This window comes from Streptomyces sp. NPDC006435 (genome assembly GCF_040612315.1).
Taxonomy (GTDB): domain Bacteria; phylum Actinomycetota; class Actinomycetes; order Streptomycetales; family Streptomycetaceae; genus Streptomyces.
The window spans coordinates 128,616-144,560 of record NZ_JBEXPY010000019.1; the positions used below are offsets into that span (position 1 = coordinate 128,616).

15 protein-coding genes are annotated in these 15,945 nt (G+C 72.4%); 4 read left to right on the forward strand and 11 right to left on the reverse strand.

The features are described from left to right. The first annotated feature begins 6 nt into the window (after positions 1-6). Positions 7-612, forward strand: a complete 606-nt coding sequence (locus tag ABZZ04_RS20150) for a TIGR03086 family metal-binding protein (protein ID WP_356933557.1) — start codon at positions 7-9, stop codon at positions 610-612. A 152-nt stretch (positions 613-764) separates the two neighbouring features. Here ABZZ04_RS20150 and ABZZ04_RS20155 read toward each other — a convergent pair whose 3' ends face one another. Both ABZZ04_RS20155 and ABZZ04_RS20160 read right to left on the reverse strand, forming a co-directional pair. After that, a complete protein-coding gene (locus tag ABZZ04_RS20155; RefSeq protein ID WP_356933558.1) occupies positions 765-2,891 on the reverse strand; it encodes a hypothetical protein in 2,127 nt (708 codons plus the stop codon). Positions 2,892-2,982: 91 nt separating this feature from the next. Next, positions 2,983-3,699: a TetR/AcrR family transcriptional regulator gene (locus ABZZ04_RS20160; protein WP_356933559.1), complete on the reverse strand. Its 717-nt coding sequence runs from the start codon at positions 3,697-3,699 to the stop codon at positions 2,983-2,985. 174 nt (positions 3,700-3,873) lie between these two features. On the opposite strand from ABZZ04_RS20160, the gene ABZZ04_RS20165 reads away from it, so the two are divergent. The 3 genes from ABZZ04_RS20165 (at position 3,874) to ABZZ04_RS20175 (ending at position 7,261) form a co-directional block, all read left to right on the forward strand. Beyond that, positions 3,874-5,496: a CocE/NonD family hydrolase gene (locus tag ABZZ04_RS20165; RefSeq protein WP_356933580.1), complete on the forward strand. Its 1,623-nt coding sequence runs from the start codon at positions 3,874-3,876 to the stop codon at positions 5,494-5,496. A gap of 344 nt (positions 5,497-5,840) precedes the next feature. Beyond that, complete coding sequence (locus ABZZ04_RS20170) at positions 5,841-6,149, forward strand: SH3 domain-containing protein (protein ID WP_356933560.1); 309 nt, start codon at positions 5,841-5,843, stop codon at positions 6,147-6,149. Positions 6,150-6,376: 227 nt separating this feature from the next. Next, on the forward strand, positions 6,377-7,261 hold the full coding sequence (locus ABZZ04_RS20175; RefSeq protein WP_356933561.1) for a chitosanase: 885 nt from the start codon (positions 6,377-6,379) through the stop codon (positions 7,259-7,261). A gap of 129 nt (positions 7,262-7,390) precedes the next feature. Here the strand turns inward: ABZZ04_RS20175 and ABZZ04_RS20180 are convergent, their stop codons facing one another. From ABZZ04_RS20180 to ABZZ04_RS20220, 9 genes are all read right to left on the reverse strand, one after another. Beyond that, positions 7,391-8,833, reverse strand: coding sequence for a nucleobase:cation symporter-2 family protein (locus ABZZ04_RS20180; RefSeq protein ID WP_356933562.1), 1,443 nt, complete (start codon positions 8,831-8,833; stop codon positions 7,391-7,393). Between the two features lie 243 nt (positions 8,834-9,076). After that, on the reverse strand, positions 9,077-10,474 hold the full coding sequence (locus ABZZ04_RS20185) for an 8-oxoguanine deaminase (RefSeq protein ID WP_356933563.1): 1,398 nt from the start codon (positions 10,472-10,474) through the stop codon (positions 9,077-9,079). A gap of 45 nt (positions 10,475-10,519) precedes the next feature. Beyond that, a complete protein-coding gene (locus ABZZ04_RS20190; RefSeq protein ID WP_356933564.1) occupies positions 10,520-11,917 on the reverse strand; it encodes a nucleobase:cation symporter-2 family protein in 1,398 nt (465 codons plus the stop codon). 71 nt (positions 11,918-11,988) lie between these two features. Next, on the reverse strand, positions 11,989-12,936 hold the full coding sequence (pucL, locus tag ABZZ04_RS20195) for a factor-independent urate hydroxylase (protein ID WP_356933565.1): 948 nt from the start codon (positions 12,934-12,936) through the stop codon (positions 11,989-11,991). 7 nt (positions 12,937-12,943) lie between these two features. After that, positions 12,944-13,336, reverse strand: coding sequence for a hydroxyisourate hydrolase (gene uraH / locus ABZZ04_RS20200; protein WP_356933566.1), 393 nt, complete (start codon positions 13,334-13,336; stop codon positions 12,944-12,946). Between the two features lie 69 nt (positions 13,337-13,405). Beyond that, positions 13,406-13,915, reverse strand: a complete 510-nt coding sequence (gene uraD / locus ABZZ04_RS20205) for a 2-oxo-4-hydroxy-4-carboxy-5-ureidoimidazoline decarboxylase (RefSeq protein WP_356933567.1) — start codon at positions 13,913-13,915, stop codon at positions 13,406-13,408. A 191-nt stretch (positions 13,916-14,106) separates the two neighbouring features. Beyond that, the gene (locus ABZZ04_RS20210; protein ID WP_356933568.1) at positions 14,107-14,484 is read right to left on the reverse strand and encodes a helix-turn-helix domain-containing protein; all 378 of its coding nucleotides are present in this window, start codon (positions 14,482-14,484) and stop codon (positions 14,107-14,109) included. After that, positions 14,481-14,732, reverse strand: coding sequence for a hypothetical protein (locus ABZZ04_RS20215; protein WP_356933569.1), 252 nt, complete (start codon positions 14,730-14,732; stop codon positions 14,481-14,483). Before ABZZ04_RS20215 ends, ABZZ04_RS20210 begins: the two co-directional genes overlap by 4 nt. Positions 14,733-14,833: 101 nt before the next feature. After that, entirely contained in the window at positions 14,834-15,940 is a 1,107-nt protein-coding gene (locus ABZZ04_RS20220) for a lactonase family protein (protein WP_356933581.1), read from the reverse strand. Positions 15,941-15,945: the final 5 nt, after the last annotated feature.

Genomic DNA, 15,945 nt, shown 5'->3' on the forward strand with positions numbered 1-15,945 from the left:
CACTGTATGGACACGCACACCGAGACGATCCCCACGATCGACCTGGAGCCCGCCGCGCGCCGGCTCGCCGCCCTGCTCGGCGGCATCGACGACCGGCAACTGGGCGGTCCGACGCCCTGTCCCGACTACACGGTGCGCGAGCTGCTCGCCCATGTGGTCGGGCTGAGCGCCGCCTTCCGCGACGCGGCGCGCAAGGACCTCGGGCCGACGACCGACACCCCACCGGCCGACGCCCCGCCGGTGCTCCCCGACGACTGGCGCGAGACACTGCCGCCGCTGCTGGACGAGCTGGTGGCGGCCTGGCGCGCCCCCGACGCCCGGCAGGGGATGACCAGGGCGGGCGGGGTGGATCTGCCGGCCGAGGTGGCGGTGGTGGTCGCACTGGACGAGCTGGTGATCCACGGCTGGGACCTGGCCCGTTCGACCGGTCAGGAGTACGAGCCGGACGAGGCGAGCCTGCGCGTCTCGCTGGCCCTGCTGACCCCTGACGACGACGCTCCCCGCCCGGAGGAAATCTTCGGTGCCCCGGTCCCCGTCCCGGCCGACGCGCCCCTGCTCGACCAGACCGTCGCCATGAGCGGCCGCCGCCCGGACTGGCGGCCGGGCACCTGAGCCACGCCGCCCCCGCACCGGACCACGCCCGGCACGGGGACGCGGTCCGACGCGGTCGCGCCCGGCGCGGGGCACGGGCGCGGTCCGGCACGGGGCGCGATCTCGGCCCGGCACGGGGCGCGGCCCGGTGCCGGCGACGGTGCGCCGGTCGGTCAGCCCAGGCCGCGCGCCACCTCGCGGGCCTGTTCCCGCAGCTGTTCGTCGGCCGGGCATATCGCCGGTTCCACGCCCGAGGACCGCACCCGGAGGTCCTGTTCGGCCAGGGCCGTCAGCCGGCGCCGGTGGTCGTCGGTGAGGGCGGCGGGGCCGAGCAGGGCCAGGGCCTCCAGCGCGAGTTCCGCGTCGGCGTCCGCCTCCGCGGAGTCCAGGAGCAGACCGGCCGTGCGTGGTCCGTCGAGGGTTTCGGGGGCGATCGCGTGCAGGGCGAGCACCGCCGCCGGAACGTGCGCAGGGTCGGTCAGCAGCCCCTCCAGCGCGGGCACCAGCGGCCGGGCCGCCCCGCCCATCGCGGCGGCCGCCCGCGCGGCCCGGCGGAACGTCCAGCGCATCCACATGTTCCCGGTCTCCGCCAGCACACCGGCCAGCACCGGCACCGCCTGCGCGGTGTCCCCCGTGATCCGCCACAGGGCCGACGCGACCGCGATGTCGCAGTCCATCCGCGAGGTGGTGCGGCCGCTCCCGAGGTCGCTGAGCGCGGCCCGCAGGGCCGGTACCAGCTCCAACGCCTCCGCGCCCAGCCCGGCGGCGAGTTCCGCGGCCTCCTGCACGTCGTCGCCGTCGGCGAGGCACGTGGCGACGGCCGTCCTGAGCGGCCCGGTCTCCCCTGTCAGTTCGCGCACCGCCTTCGCGGCGGCGAGCCGGCCGTTCCCCGGCCCGGAAGCGGCGGCGGTCAGCAGCCGTGCGGTCTCCGCGCGGTGTTCCGGCGGGCAGACCGCGACCAGCGTCCTCGGCACGGCCGCCGGGAAACGCGGCAGCACGGACCGCAGCTCGGGCAGGGCGGCCGCCGCCCCGCTCCCCCAGGATTCGAGCAGGGACAACAGGTGAACGGGCTCGTTGCCCTCGATGTCCTCGGCGGCCAGCCGGACACGGATCGCGGCCAGCAGCGCCTCGTCGCACGGCAGGGGCCGGATGCCGACCACCACCCCGAACAGGGGGCCGCCCACCGCGCGAAGTGCTCGCGGGCGTCGTCCCAGGTCACGAGCGAGGAGCGGCGCCGCCAGATCGGGGGCCACGAGGACGAGCGTCTCCAGGGCGCAGTCCGCCGGATCGCCCTCGCCCCCGGCGATCCGGGCCAGCTCCGGGGCGGCCTCGACTGCGTGCGGTCCCAGCTTCTGGAGCAGCGAGTACGCCGCGGGCAGTGCGTCCGGATCGGCGACCAGCGCCGGTACGGTGCCCGCCAGCCGGTCCGGGGCGCTGCGCGACAGCAGACAGGCCTGCTCGGCCGCCCACAGCGCCTCCGCGCGCGCCTCGGGATCCGTGCTGCGCAGCGCGGCGTCCAGCAGCGCGTACGCCGCGTCCCGGTCCGCTTCGGTGTCGCGGAGCAGCAGCGCCTCGACGACGTACTGCAGGGGCTCGTTCCGCTCCTGGTCGAGGTGGTCCACGACCAGCCCGTCCGCGGGAAGCAGGGACAGCATCGCCCCGTGGTGCTCGGGGCCCCAGGGCAGGCCGCCGTCCACGCAGGCCAGCAGGGCCACGACGCGCACCTCGTCCGGCTCCTGACCGCCGATGGCCTCGCCCGCCGCGGCGGCGGTGCCCGCCGGGTCCAGATGGGCCATGGCCCCGATCAGCTCGGCCCGCACCCGCGGGTGCTCCTCCGTCCCGCGGCGCCGCCGGAGCACCGGCAGCACCCGATCGGCCGCACCGGTCATCGCGGCGGCCCACACCGCGGCGCACCGGAGCCCCGGTTCCCCGGCGTCGACCGATGACAGGATCAGCGGCAACCGGTCCACGACGGCCGCCCGGCAGGCGGCCTCGTCCGTGTCCCCGTCGTCCGCACCGCCCTCCGCTATCCCGCCGAGGAGCACCAGCAGGTCCTCGGTGCGGTACCCGGCCCCGGCGAGCCGTGCGAGGTACGGGACGGCGTGGGCCGTCGCCCCGTAGACCGAACCCTGGTGCAGGATGGCGGAGTACAGCTCGGAGACCGCCTCCGCCGCGGCCTCCTCGTCGTCGCCCGCGAGCGCCCGCAGGTGCCCGGGAACGTCGGCGGCGCCGCCGTAGGCGTGCTGCAACTCCGCCCAGGGCTGCGCGTCGACGTCGGCGAAGAACAGTTCGAGATCCATGCGACGGATCATGGCATCCGGCACTGACACCGACGCCGGTGCCCGGGTTCCGGTGGGGGCGGGCCCGCTCGCCCGCTCCCGCGCCACGGGGTCAGTCGGTGTCGAGACCGTCGATCAGGCGGTTGAGGAATCGGGTGAAGGTGGCTTCGGGGGTGAGGGGGCGCCCGGGGGCGGAGAGGGCTTCGGCGAGTTCGGGATGGCGGCCGTCCGCGGCGACGGCGGCGAGGTAGCGGGCTTCGGCCGCGGCCCGTTCGGGGGACTGCGAGGCTGCGGCCTGCGCGATCTCATGGGCGACGTGTCCGGCCACGAACGCTGTGAGTTGGGCGAAGACTTCCAGCTTCGCCGTACCGTCCAGCCCGGTGGGCCGTAGCGCGGCGAGCGCGTTTTCCAGGAAGGCCAGGGTGTTGGGGCCGGGGACGCGCCGGGTGGCCAGCACGGCGGGCAGCCAGCGGTGTCGCAGCATGAGGGCGCGCTGGAGGTGGGCGATGGCCTTCAGGTCGGCGCGCCAGTCGCCGGTGGGTGTGTCCGTGGTCGCCAGTTCGCCACTGACGTGGTCGACCATCAGCTCCAGCAGCGTTTCCTTGTCGGGGGCGTAGCTGTAGAGCGACATGACGCCGGCTCCGGCCCGTGCGGCGACTTTCCGCATGGTGACCGCTTCGAGCCCCTCGGCGTCCGCCAGGGCGACGGCCGCCGCGGTGATCGCTTCCCTGCTGTAGGCGGGCGGGCGGCCCCTGCGCGGCCGGTCGGAGGCCAGCCAGAGCTGCTGGGGGTCGACGCCCGGGGCGCCGGCCCCTCCGTCACGGGACATGGTCCACGCTCCTTTCTCGATCGGCGGCCCCTGCCGGGGCCCAGTCAAGCATCCCTTATTCTCGTACATCGTACGGAAACCAAGGAGGGAACGATGACGTCACGCACGCACGGTTCGGTGCCGAGGCCGACCTGGGCACCGCCTTCCGGGAAACCGCCCCTCGCCGCACGGATGATGAGAGCGATGTGGCGCCGTCTCCCGGCCGGACCGCACGATGTCGGGTGGGAGCCGGGGCTGGCGGTGCCGGCCGCCGACGGCAGCCCGCTGATCACGGACCACTACTTCCCGCGCACCGAGGGCGAATTCCCCACCCTCCTGGTGCGCTCGCCGTACGGCAGGGGCCTGCCGTGGTCCCCCATGTACGGCCTGCTCTTCGCCGAACAGGGCTTCCACGTGGTCCTGCAGAGCTGCCGCGGCACCGGCGGCTCGGGGGGTGCGTTCGACCTGTGGCGCAATGAGACCCCGGACGGCCTGGCCACGGTGTCCTGGCTGCGCGAACAGCCCTGGTTCAACGGCACACTGGGCACCGTCGGCCCCAGCTATCTGGGCTACACGCAATGGGCCCTGGCCGTGGACCCGCCGCCGGAACTGAAGGCGATGGTGGTGCAGGTGGGCCTGCACGATCCCTACGCCCTGTTCCACGCGCACGGCGTGCTGCGGCTGGAGACCGCACTCGCCGTCGGCGCGGGCATGACCTACCAGCACCAGGGCATGGCACCGTTCCTGGGGGCGACACTGCGCCTGCAGCGGCGGCTGCGTGACGCCATCACCGCGCAGCCGCTGCGCGGGGCGTACACATCGGCGCTCGGGGGCGAAGTGCCCTGGCTGGACGGTGTGATGACACACCCGGACGCCGAGGACGCCTACTGGCACGGCGCGTCCCTGGCCGAGGTGGCGGAACGACTCGACGTGCCCACGGGCCTGATCACCGGATGGCACGACGCGCTGGTCGACCAGACCTTCGAGCAGTACGACCGGCTGCGTCGGGCCGGATGCGAGACCGCCCTGCTCGTCGGCCCCTGGACCCACACCTCCGCCCTGCAGCAGGGCTGGCCCGAGGTGTTCGCCGAGAGCCTCGCCTGGCTGCGCGCCCATCTGGGCGCCGACCCCTCCGGCCTGCGTCCCACGAGGGTGCGCGTGCACATCGGCGGCGAGAACGCCTGGCGGAACCTCGACGACTGGCCGCCGGTCACGGCCGTCAGCCCGTGGTTTCCCACCGTGCAGGGACATCTCACCCGGCAGGCTCCCGCGGACTGCACGCCGCTGACATCCTTCCGCTACGACCCGGGCGACCCCACCCCGTCCCTCGGCGGCCCTCTGCTCTCCCGCACCGCCGGTCCCCGCGACAACAGCGGCCTGGAGGCCCGGGAAGACGTGCTGACGTTCACCGGCCCACCCCTGGCCGAGCCCGTGGACATACTCGGGCCGGTCTCGGCGCGGCTGAGCGCCTCCACGGACACCGGTCACGCCGATGTCTTCACCCGCCTGTGCGACGTGGATCCGCAGGGCCGCTCCGTCAACATCTGCGACGGGCTGGGCCGACTGCGGACGGACGGGCAGGAGCCGTCGCGGATCACCGTGCCGATGAGCTCGACCGCCCACAGGTTCGCCGTCGGCCATCGCATCCGCTGGCAGATCAGCGGAGGCGCCCATCCGCGCTACGCCCGCAGTCCCGGCAACGGGGAGTCACCGGTGGACGCCACCACCTTCACACCGGTGCGCATCACGCTCCACACGGACTCGGCGCTGATGCTCCCGGCGCAGGCCCACGGCTCCGGGCCCGCGGCGAACGGCTGACCGGCTGACCGGCTGACCGGCCGGACCCGACAGCCGGGTCACTCCTCGGCGCCGCCTTCGCCGTCCGGGCCGACCGCCTCCGGGGTGCGCAGAGCGCGCCGGGCCGGTCCTCCCGCCCCGGCCGGTACACCCGCACGACCTCTCCGCGTTCGCCGCGACGTCGGCACCAGCGCGAGCACGGGATCGGCCCGCCACCCGCGCACGCCGGTGCGCACATCGTGTGAGCTGCACTTTCACTGCTGCTCGAACGACGTGTCCGGCCCGTGACCGGACGGTCCGCGACCGCGTTGGGGTCGACGGACGGCTCGCGCCGACGCGAGCCGGAACACGGAGGAGAGAACCGCATGGTGAAGAAGATGATGCTGGCCGCGACGGTCCTGGCGGCCGGTCTCGGGCTCGCCCTGAGCCCCGCCGCCCAGGCCGTGCAGAGCCCCGTCGCGGCCCAGGCCGCGAAGGCTGCCGCGGTGGTCTGCACCGTCAACGACAACGGGGTGAACTTCCGCGGCGGACCCGGCTCCGACTACCCGGTCCTGGGGCAGGTGAACCGGGGGCAGAAGCTCAACGCCCGCGGCCAGGAAGGAAGCTGGGTCATGGGCGACCTGTGGGGCGGCCCCACCGGCGTCTGGATCCACGCCGGCTACCTCGACTGTTGAGACCGGCGCACCCCGGTCCGCACCCCGACCCCGTACCGGTCCCGGGCTCCGGCCCGCCACGGCCCCGCACCGCGCCCTTCGCGCGGTGCGGGGCCGTTCCGCGTTCCGCGTTTCGGGGGAAGTTCTCAACTTCCCCCCTGTCGAGGGGTGTACGACCCTCCCTCCATCCTGATAGGAAAGCTTCCTAACAGACCGACGGAACGAAGAACTCCCTCTGGAGGACTCTGGTGCACGCTCCCCATAAGCGCGCCGCACGTCGCAACGCCCGTCCCGTGCGCATCGCGGTCGTCGCGCTCGGGCTTTCCCTCACGGCGATCCCCGTCGCAGCCCACGCCGGTGCCCCCACGCACCAGGCACAGCAGTCCTCGGCGGTGGTCCGGCCGGCCGCGACCGTCGCCGCGGCGACCGGTCTGGACGACCCGGCGAAGAAGGAGATCGCCATGCAACTGGTCTCCAGCGCCGAGAACTCCTCCCTCGACTGGAAGGCCCAGTACAAGTACATCGAGGACATCGACGACGACCGCGGCTACACCGCGGGCATCATCGGTTTCTGCTCCGGCACCGGGGACATGCTCGACCTCGTCGAGCTGTACACCGAGCGCAAGCCCGACAACGTCCTCGCGAAGTACCTCCCCGCGCTGCGGAAGGTCGACGGCACTCCCTCGCACGAGGGTCTCGACCCGAACTTCACCAAGGACTGGGTGAAGGCCGCGTCCGACTCGGCGTTCCGGAAGGCGCAGGACGACGAGCGCGACCGGGTGTACTTCAACCCGGCCGTCAAGCAGGGCAAGGCCGACGGCATCGGCACGCTCGGCCAGTTCGCGTACTACGACGCCATCGTCATGCACGGCGACGGCGGCGACAGCACCGGCTTCAGCTCCATCCGCAAGCGCGCCCTCTCGAAGGCGAAGCCGCCGTCCCAGGGCGGTGACGAGGTCACGTACCTCAACGCCTTCCTCGACGCCCGCGTCTGGGCGATGAAGCAGGAGGAGGCCCACGAGGACACCAGCCGGGTGGACACCGCCCAGCGGGTCTTCCTGAAGAAGCGCAACCTGAACCTCGACCCGCCGCTCGACTGGAAGGTGTACGGCGACAGCTTCCACATCGGCTGACACGTCCGGACCCCATGACCGTGGCGCGTACGGCGGCACCCGCAGGTGTCGTCGTACGCGCCACGGCGCCGTACCGGGTCGTGCCCGTGTCGCCCCGGCCCGTACCGGCCCGGGGCGGACCCGATCGGGTCAGTGCGCGCCCACCGGGGCCGCCACCGACCGGTCCCCGTCCCGCTCCGGCGCCTCCGCGTCCGGCTTCCGGCCGAGGTGGTTGAAGGCCAGGTTGAGCACGATCGCCACCACGCAGCCGGTCGAGATCCCGGAGTCGAGCACGACGAGCAGGTCCTCGGGGAACGCGTGGTAGAACTCCGGCGCGGCGATCGGGATGAGGCCGACGCCCACGGCCGCGGCCACGATCAGCGCGTTCTCGCCCTTCTCCAGCGCGGCGGCCGCCAGGGTCTGGATCCCGCTCGCGGCGACCGAGCCGAACAGCACGATGCCCGCGCCGCCGAGGACCGGCAGCGGGACGAGCGCGATGACCGAGGCGGCGACCGGGACCAGCCCGAGGACGATCAGAATGCCGCCACCGGCTGCCACCACGAAGCGGCTGCGCACCTTGGTCATCGCGACGAGGCCGATGTTCTGGGCGAAGGCGCTGCACATGAAGCCGTTGAAGAGCGGGCTGATGGCGCTGCCGAGGGTGTCGGCGCGCAGACCGCCCTCGATGGTCCGTTCGTCCGCCGGCCGGTCGACGATCCTGCCGAGCGCGAGCATGTCGGCGGTCGACTCGGTCATGCAGACCAGCATCACGATGCTCATGGAGACGATCGCGGCGATCTCGAACTGCGGCGCCCCGAAGTGGAACGGGGTGGGGAAGCCGATCAAGTCGGCGTCCCCGAGGGCGCCGAAGTCGGTGATGCCGACCGGGATCGCGATCAGCGTGCCGATGACCAGGCCCAGCAGGATGGAGATCTGCTGGAGGAAGCCGCGCAGCAGTTTCCGCAGCGCCAGGACGATCACCAGGGTGACGGCGGCCATGGTGATGTTGGTCGTGGAGCCGTAGTCCGCGGCCTTGGCGTTGCCGCCCTGGGACCAGTTGAAGGCGACCGGCAGCAGCGACACGCCGATCAGGGTGATCACGGTGCCGGTGACGACGGGCGGGAAGAAGCGGATCAGTTTGCAGAAGTACGGGGCCAGCAGGAAGCCGAGCAGACTGGCGACGATGATCGCGCCGAAGATGACGGCGATGCCGTCGTGCCCCCGGTCCTTCCCGATCGCCACCATCGGGGTGACCCCGGCGAACGAGACGCCGTTGACGAACGGCAGCCGGGCGCCGATGCGCCAGAAGCCGAGGGTCTGGAGCAGGGTGGCGATGCCCGCGGTGAACAGGCTCGCCCCCATCAGGAAGGCGGTCTCCTTGGCCGTGAGGCCGACGGCGGGCCCCACGATCATCGGCGGGGCGACCACGCCCGCGTACATCGCGGCCACGTGCTGGAGGCCGCTGGTGAACATCTTCAGCGGGGGGAGCGTCTCGTCGACCGGATGTTTCCGGTCCGCCGAGGACGGCCCGGGGGCGGGGCCGGTGTCGGGTGCTGCGACTGCGTCGTTGTGAAACCTGGGCTTAGCTGCCACGGCGGTTCCTCCGGTCGGTTACACGCCTGGGGCGGCGTGGGTGTCAGGGAGGTGGTGCAAGTGGGGCGTTGATGCAGGTGGAACGTGACGTGCAGCTGGTGCGGGCAGCTTGGGTCGCCGGTGCGGCGGCGCGTGCGCGGGGCACGCTCCACCGCACCGGTTTGCCGTGGACCCCTTCGGGGTCCGCGGCGGCCGGTCGAGGGCCGTCCCCCTCGACCGGCCGGTACGGGGGGTTCCGGGGCGTCAGGCCCCGGCGGCGACCTGCGCGAGGCGGCGGGCCTCGTCGCGGGTGGCGCGGGCGATGGCTTCCTCGTCCGCGGTGATCAGGTGGTTGTCCTCGACGACGGGCCTGCCGTCGACGAGGGAGAGGGTGACGGGGGCGGCGGCGCCGAACACGAGCGCGGTCACCGGGTCGGCGATGGAGGCGTGGGCGAGGGTGTCCAGCTTCCAGAGCACCAGGTCGGCGAGCTTGCCAGGCTCCAGGGAGCCGATCTGGTCGGCGCGGCCCAGGACCTGGGCGCCGCCGTACGTTCCCAGGCGCAGGGCCTGCCGGGCGTTCAGGGCCTTCTCCCGGTGGGCGCCGAGGCGGTTGATGAGGAGGGCGTTGCGCAGTTCGGTGTGGAGTTCGCCGGACTCGTTGGAGGCGGTGCCGTCGACGCCGAGGCCGACCGGGACGCCGGCCGCGAGCATGTCGGGGACCCGGGCGATGCCCGCGGCCAGCCGGGCGTTGGACGAGGGGCAGTGCGCGACGCCGGTTCCGGTGCGGGCGAACGCGGCGATGTCGGAGTCGTTCATGTGGACGCAGTGCGCCATCCACACGTCGTCGCCGAGCCAGCCGGTCGACTCGAAGTAGTCGGTCGGGCCCATCCCGAACAGCTCGTGGCAGAACTTCTCCTCCTCCACGGTCTCCGAGCCGTGGGTGTGCATGCGCACCCCCTTGCGCCGGGCCAGTTCGGCGCCCTGGCGCAGCAGTTCGGTGGAGATGGAGAACGGGGAGCAGGGTGCGGCGGCGACCTGGGTCATCGCGTCGAAGGAGGGGTCGTGGTGCGCGTCGATGGTGGCCTCGGTGCCGGCCAGCGCGCCGTCGAGCGTCTCGACGGCGAAGTCCGGCGGCAGTCCGCCGTCCTTCACGCTGCGGTCCATGGAGCCCCGGGCCAGGGTGAACCGTACGCCCATGTCACGGGCGGCCCCGATGATGGCGCCGGACAGGTCGCCGGAGCCGCGCGGGTAGACGTAGTGGTGGTCCATGGCGGTGGTGACGCCGCCGCGGGCCATCATGGCGAGCGAGCCCTGCGCGGCGGCCCGGACCATCGGTTCGTCGATGCGCGCCCACGTCGGGTAAAGCGCGACGAGCCAGTCGAACAGGTTGTGGTCGGTGGCCAGGCCGCGGGTGATCCACTGGTAGAAGTGGTGGTGTGTGTTGACCAGGCCGGGGGTGGCCAGGTGTCCGGTGCCGTCGACGCGGCGCACGACGTTCTCCAGGCCCTCGGGTGCCCGTCCCGCGCCGACGGATTCGATGCGGTTGCCTGCGACGACGATGTGGCCCGAGGCGTACTCGGTGTCGTCGGCGTCGACGGTGGCGATCGAACAGTTCTCGATGACGACGCGTTCCACGCGCTCGGGGGTCGGCGTTGCTGCCATGGCGCTGCTTCCTTCTCTTTCCGGGGGTGCGGGCACGGCAGGACCCTAGGAGGATTTGAGTGCCACGGCCGGGCGGCCGTGGGTGCCGAGATGGTGGAAGAACAGGTTGAGCAGGACCGCGACGAGTGCTCCGGCGCTGATTCCGGAGCCCAGGACGGTCTGTGCCCAGGAGGGGAATCCCGCGTAGAAGCCGGGCGCGGCGAGCGGGATGATGCCCGCGCCGAGGGCCACGGCGACCAGGATGATGTTGGAGCTGTCGTCGAGTCCGGCCTCGGCGAGGGTGCGGATGCCGCTCACCGCGATCGAGCCGAACAGGACGACGCCGGCGCCGCCGAGCACGGGCATCGGTACGAGGGAGACGACCGCGCCGAGCACCGGGAAGGCGCCCAGGACCAGCAGGGTGCCGCCGGCGGCCGCGACGACGTAGCGGCTGCGCACCTTCGTCAGGGAGACCACGCCGACGTTCTGGGCGAAGGCGCTCGTCGGGAAGCCGCCGAAGACCGGGCCGAGCACGGTGGCGATGCCGTCGGTGCGCAGTCCGCGGGTGATGGTCCGGCCGTCGGTGGGCCGGTCGCAGATCTCGCCGAGGGCCAGCATTCCGGCGCTGGACTCGGTCATCAGGACGAGCATGACGATGCAGAGCGAGAGGATCGCGGCGGGGTGGAACTCGGGGGCGCCGAAGGCGAAGGGGGCGGGCAGCGCGGCGACCGGCGCGGACCTCAGCGCGGTGAAGTCGGCGAGTCCGAAGGGGATCGCGGCCAGTGTGCCGACCAACAGCCCCATCAGCAGGGCGATCTGTTTGAGGAAGCCGCGTCCGAACCGCTGGATGAGCAGGATGACGACGAGGGTGAAGGCGGCCAGTGCGAGGTACTTCATGTCGCCGAAGTCGGCGGCCTCCTTGTCGCCGCCCTGCGCCCAGGAGACCGGTACGGGCATCAGGGTGACGCCGATCAGGGTGATGACGACGCCGGTGACCAGGGGCGGGAAGAAGCGCAGCAGCCGGCCGAAGAACGGTCCGACGGCCAGGCAGAAGGCCCCGGCGACGATCACCGCCCCGTAGATCGCGGGGAGTTGGCGGCCGGGCGCGGTGGTCTCGGCGATGGCGAGCATCGGGGCGATGCCCGCGGAGGAGGCCGCGTTGACGAACGGCAGCCGGTTCCCGGCGAGGCCGCCGATGCCGAGGGTCTGCAGGAGGGTGGCGCAGCCGGCGATCAGGAGGCCGGCCGCGATCAGCCGGGTCATGCCCGCCGGGTCGAGGCCGACGGCCTGGCCGATGATGAGCGGAGGGGTGACGACGCCCGCGTACATGGCGGCGATGTGCTGGAGCGCGGCGGGGACGAGCCGCGCGGGGCGGAGCTTTTCGTCCACCGGGTGGACCGAGGTCGCCGGTGGGGTGGGGCACGGGCCGTCTGCTTCCGCCGGTCCGTGTGCAGGCTGTGCCATGAGGGTTCCCTCCGGTCCGGCCGGTCCCCGTCCGGCGGTGCGCTCGGGACGGGGACCGGCTCGGCGCCGCGTCAGAGGTTGGTCATGTCGACCGGGATCTGCGGCTCGATGCCGTCCCGCAGCACGGTGGCCTCGATCAGGCCGTACGGGCGGTCCGCCGCGAAGTAGACCTCGTTGTCGTTCTTGAGCCCGAACGGTTCCAGGTCCACCAGGAAGTGGTGCTTGTTCGGCAGCGAGAAGCGGATCTCGTCGACCTCGCTGCGGCTGTTGATGATGCGCGAACCCATCTGGTACAGGGTCTGCTGGAGGGAGAGGGAGTACGTCTCGGCGAAGGCCTGGAGCATGTGCTTGCGCACCTGCTCGTAGGACTTCTCCCAGTTCGGCATCCGCGCGTCGTCGCTGGTCCAGTTGTACCGCCACTTGGCGGACACCTCGGTCGCGAGGATGCGGTCGTACGCCTCCTTGAGCGTCGTGTACTCGTCCTTGACGTAGCCCCAGAACTCGGAGTGCGTGGAGTTCATCACCACGAGGTCCTTGAGGCCCGAGACGACCTGCCACTTCTCGCCGTCGAAGGTGATCTGGGTGGTGCGCGTCTCCTGGCCCCTGCGGACGAAGGAGTGCTTGACCTCGTCGGCGCCGATGAACTGCGAGTTGGCGTCGGAGGTGGCGATGCGCTCCCAGGCGTACTCCTCGATCCGGATCCGGGCCGTCCTGATCGGCTCCTGCGAGGTCACGAAGTGGCGGGCGAGGTGGATGCCGAACTGCTCGGCCGACTCGATGCCGTGTTCCTTGGCGAACGCGTACACCGTGTTCTTGGTGGTGTCGGTCGGCAGTACGTGGGCGTTGGAGCCGGAGTAGTGGACGTCCTCCATGTCGCCGGAGAGCGCGACGGAGACGTTCAGGTCCTTGATGTGGTGGGTGTCGCCGTCCCGCGTGATCCTGACGACGCGGTTCTCGGCCTTGCCGTACTGGTTCTGTCCGAGGACCACAGGGCGGGGCTGGTGGGGATTGACTGTCATGTCGGTGCTAGCTCCCTCGGTAAACGGAGTAGCCGAACGGGTTGAGCAGCAGCGGTACGTGATAGTGCTCGCCCGGAGTGACAGCGAAGGTGATCGCCACCTCCGGGAAGAACACACCGCTGTCCCTTACGCGGGGGGCGTCCTGCTGCGCCTCGGCTTGCTTCTTGCTGGCGAAGTACGTCCCGGTCTCGAATTCGAGCCGTACGTGGGTGGTGCCCTCCGGCAGTGCCGGCAGGTCCTTGCAGCGTCCGTCCGCGTCGGTCGCTGAGCCGCCGAGCGCCGTCCACGGTGCGTCGGCGCCGCTGCGGGCGGCGAGCGTGACGGTGACGGCTGCGGCGGGGCGGCCGATGCTGGTGTCCAGGATGTGGGTGGACACCGATGCGGTGGCGGAGGTGCTCAAGACCTTCACTCTCCTTCTGATGCGCGTTCTGCGGTACGTGTCCGGGGTGTTTCCGGGACGCGTCCCGTGTTACGTGTCTTCCGTGACGAGACGGGTGAGGCGGATGCGGTTGATCTTGCCCAGTTCGGTGCGCACCTGCTCGCGCTCCTGTTCGGGCGAGTTCCCGATCCGGGACTTCACCGCGTCGCGCATCTGCTCCCCGGTGGCCCCGGTGGCGCAGATCAGGAAGACGTGTCCGAACCGCTCCTGGTAGGCCAGGTTCAGTTCGAGCATCTCGGCCTTGAGTTCCTCGGAGGCCCCGGCCATCCCCCGCTGTTCGCGGGAGGAGGTCGGGTCCCCGGGCTTCGGGCGGCCTATCGGCGGGTGTCCGGCCATCGCTTCGGCCAGGTCCTCCGGGGCCAGTCCGGTCGTGGCGGCGTCACTGGCGGAGAGCATGTCCTGCAGGGTGGCGTACGGGCGTCGGGAGAGGATCGCTCTTCCCCATGCCGCACTGGCGCACACCTCGTGCAACGTGGTGGTGGCCTCGTCGTCCGCCAGGGTGTTGAACCGGGCGAGGCCCGGCGTGGAGCTCGAAGTCACGGGAGCCTCCGTGGCTGTTTTCGCTGTGCGTTTCTTCGCGCCGCGTCGGTCGGGCTGCGGATAGCTAACGCCCTCCACAACACCACGTCAACACTTTGTTGAAATTACGCGAACGTAAAAGGCCGCCGTCCGTTCCTCCGGACGACGGCCCCGCGCGATCCCGCACCGTCTTTGTTCGCCCACGGCCTCAACTACTCGGCTTTGGCGGCATTTTCCCTGTTCAGGTAGTTGTAGATGGTGAAGCGGCTGACGCCCAGCGCACTCGCCACGGTCTCCACCCCGTGCCGCACCGAGAAGGCACCGCGTGCCTCCAGACTCCGCACCGCCTCCTGTTTGGTCCTGCGGTCCAGCTCGGCGAGCGGCTTGCCGTGCCGGCGCTCCATGGCGGCCAGGATGTGGCCGAGCGATTCCGAGAGCTGGGGCAGCCGTACGGCTATGACGTCCTCGCCCTCCCAGGCCAGTACGACGTCGTCGGCCCGGGCCTGCTCCGGCACGAGCAGTTCCGCGCCCATGGCGTCGACGAGCGGCTTGACCGCGGCGACGAGCGGGTGGTCGGCCGGTTCGGTCACTTCTCGCCCTCCCCGATCACGTTGACCTGGAGCGACACCCGGGTGGCACCCGATGCCAGGGCTCTGCGCAGCAGGGTGTCCACCGCGGTGAGCACCTCGTCCGCGCCGCCCTCGGCCGTGTTGCCGAAGGGGCCGACGTCCACCGCGTCCAGGTCGGCCGTCTGGATGACCTCGCGGGCCACGACCGCGTGGGCGGGCGCCTCGTCGAGATCGAAGGGCTCGGTGGTGAACTCCACTCTCAAGCGCACTGTGCCTCCCTCATGCGCGCTCCGCGCCGCTGCGGAACCCGCGGTTCGGGCCCGACCCTAACGGACCCGTGCCGGGGCCGGGCGGCGGCGGTCCGGCCCGGTCAGCCCCGGCCCGGGGCGCCGCCCCCGTACGGCAGGACGCACACGGCGACCGGGGCCGCGAAGGAGTCCTCGGTGCGGGTCAGGCCGCCGGTGCGGGCGTCGACCCGGAAGACCGTGACGGTGCTCGACCGCTGGTTGGCCGCGAAGAGCAGCCGCCCGTCGGGCGAGAGGGCGGTGTGCCGGGGGAAGTCGCCGCCGACCGGCACCGTGTCGAGCAGCCGCAGCGCGGCCCCGCCGCCCTCGACCGCGTAGCGCGTCAGGCTGTTGTGCCCCCGGTTGGCGAGGTAGGCGAACCGGCCGTCGGCGGTGACCAGGAACTGCGCGGGGTAGCTGGTGCCGGGGCCGGTCCCGGTGGACTGCGGGGCGCCCGGGGACAGGGTGCCGGTGGCCGGGTCGTAGCCGCAGACGACGGCGGTGTCGTCGAGTTCGCAGGCCAGGTAGGCGAACCGGCCGCCGGGGTGGAAGGCGAGGTGCCGGGGCCCGGCCCCGGGGCGCAGCGACGCGTGGGAGACCCGGGCGAGCGTGCCGCGCTCCTCGTCCAGCCGGTAGGTGTACACGGTGTCGTTGCCGAGGTCCACGGCGAGGACGTGTCCGCCGTCGGGGGTGGTGACGATCTGATGGGCGTGCGGCCCGGCCTGGCCCGGGCCCGGCGGCGGCGTGTCGTGGGCGACCAGGTCCGTGCGCTCCCCCAGCGAGCCGTCGGCCCGGACGGGGTGCACCGCGACGCTGCCCGAGGTGTAGTTCGCGGTGAGCAGCCATCTGCCGGTGGGGTGGACGGAGAGGTGAGCGGGCCCGGCCCCGCCCGTGTCGCGCGCCCCCAGCACCCGGTGGGCGCCGTCGGGCGAGAGGGCCACGGCCGTCACCCGGCCCCGGTCCTGCTCGTCGACCGCGTAGACGGTGGCGCCCGAGGGGTGCATGGCCAGGTACGAGGGGTCGGCCACCCCGGTGATCACGGGTCCGGCGGTGATCGCCCCGGTGCGGGGGTCGTAGGTCGCGGTCCCGATGCCCGTGCCGCCGCCCTGGGCGGAGGTGTACGTGCCGAGCAGCAGGCGCGGGGCGGCCACGATGGAGAGCACCGTGGTGAGCAGCGCGTTGTTGAGGAGCATGCCGA

Coding starts and splice junctions, on each gene's coding strand:
- ABZZ04_RS20150 (WP_356933557.1), top strand. CDS start 7: ATGGACACGCACACCGAGACGATCCCCACGATCGACCTGGAGCCCGCC.
- ABZZ04_RS20155 (WP_356933558.1), bottom strand. CDS start 2,891: ATGGATCTCGAACTGTTCTTCGCCGACGTCGACGCGCAGCCCTGGGCG.
- ABZZ04_RS20160 (WP_356933559.1), bottom strand. CDS start 3,699: ATGTCCCGTGACGGAGGGGCCGGCGCCCCGGGCGTCGACCCCCAGCAG.
- ABZZ04_RS20165 (WP_356933580.1), top strand. CDS start 3,874: ATGAGAGCGATGTGGCGCCGTCTCCCGGCCGGACCGCACGATGTCGGG.
- ABZZ04_RS20170 (WP_356933560.1), top strand. CDS start 5,841: ATGGTGAAGAAGATGATGCTGGCCGCGACGGTCCTGGCGGCCGGTCTC.
- ABZZ04_RS20185 (WP_356933563.1), bottom strand. CDS start 10,474: ATGGCAGCAACGCCGACCCCCGAGCGCGTGGAACGCGTCGTCATCGAG.
- ABZZ04_RS20190 (WP_356933564.1), bottom strand. CDS start 11,917: ATGGCACAGCCTGCACACGGACCGGCGGAAGCAGACGGCCCGTGCCCC.
- pucL (WP_356933565.1), bottom strand. CDS start 12,936: ATGACAGTCAATCCCCACCAGCCCCGCCCTGTGGTCCTCGGACAGAAC.
- ABZZ04_RS20220 (WP_356933581.1), bottom strand. CDS start 15,940: ATGCTCCTCAACAACGCGCTGCTCACCACGGTGCTCTCCATCGTGGCC.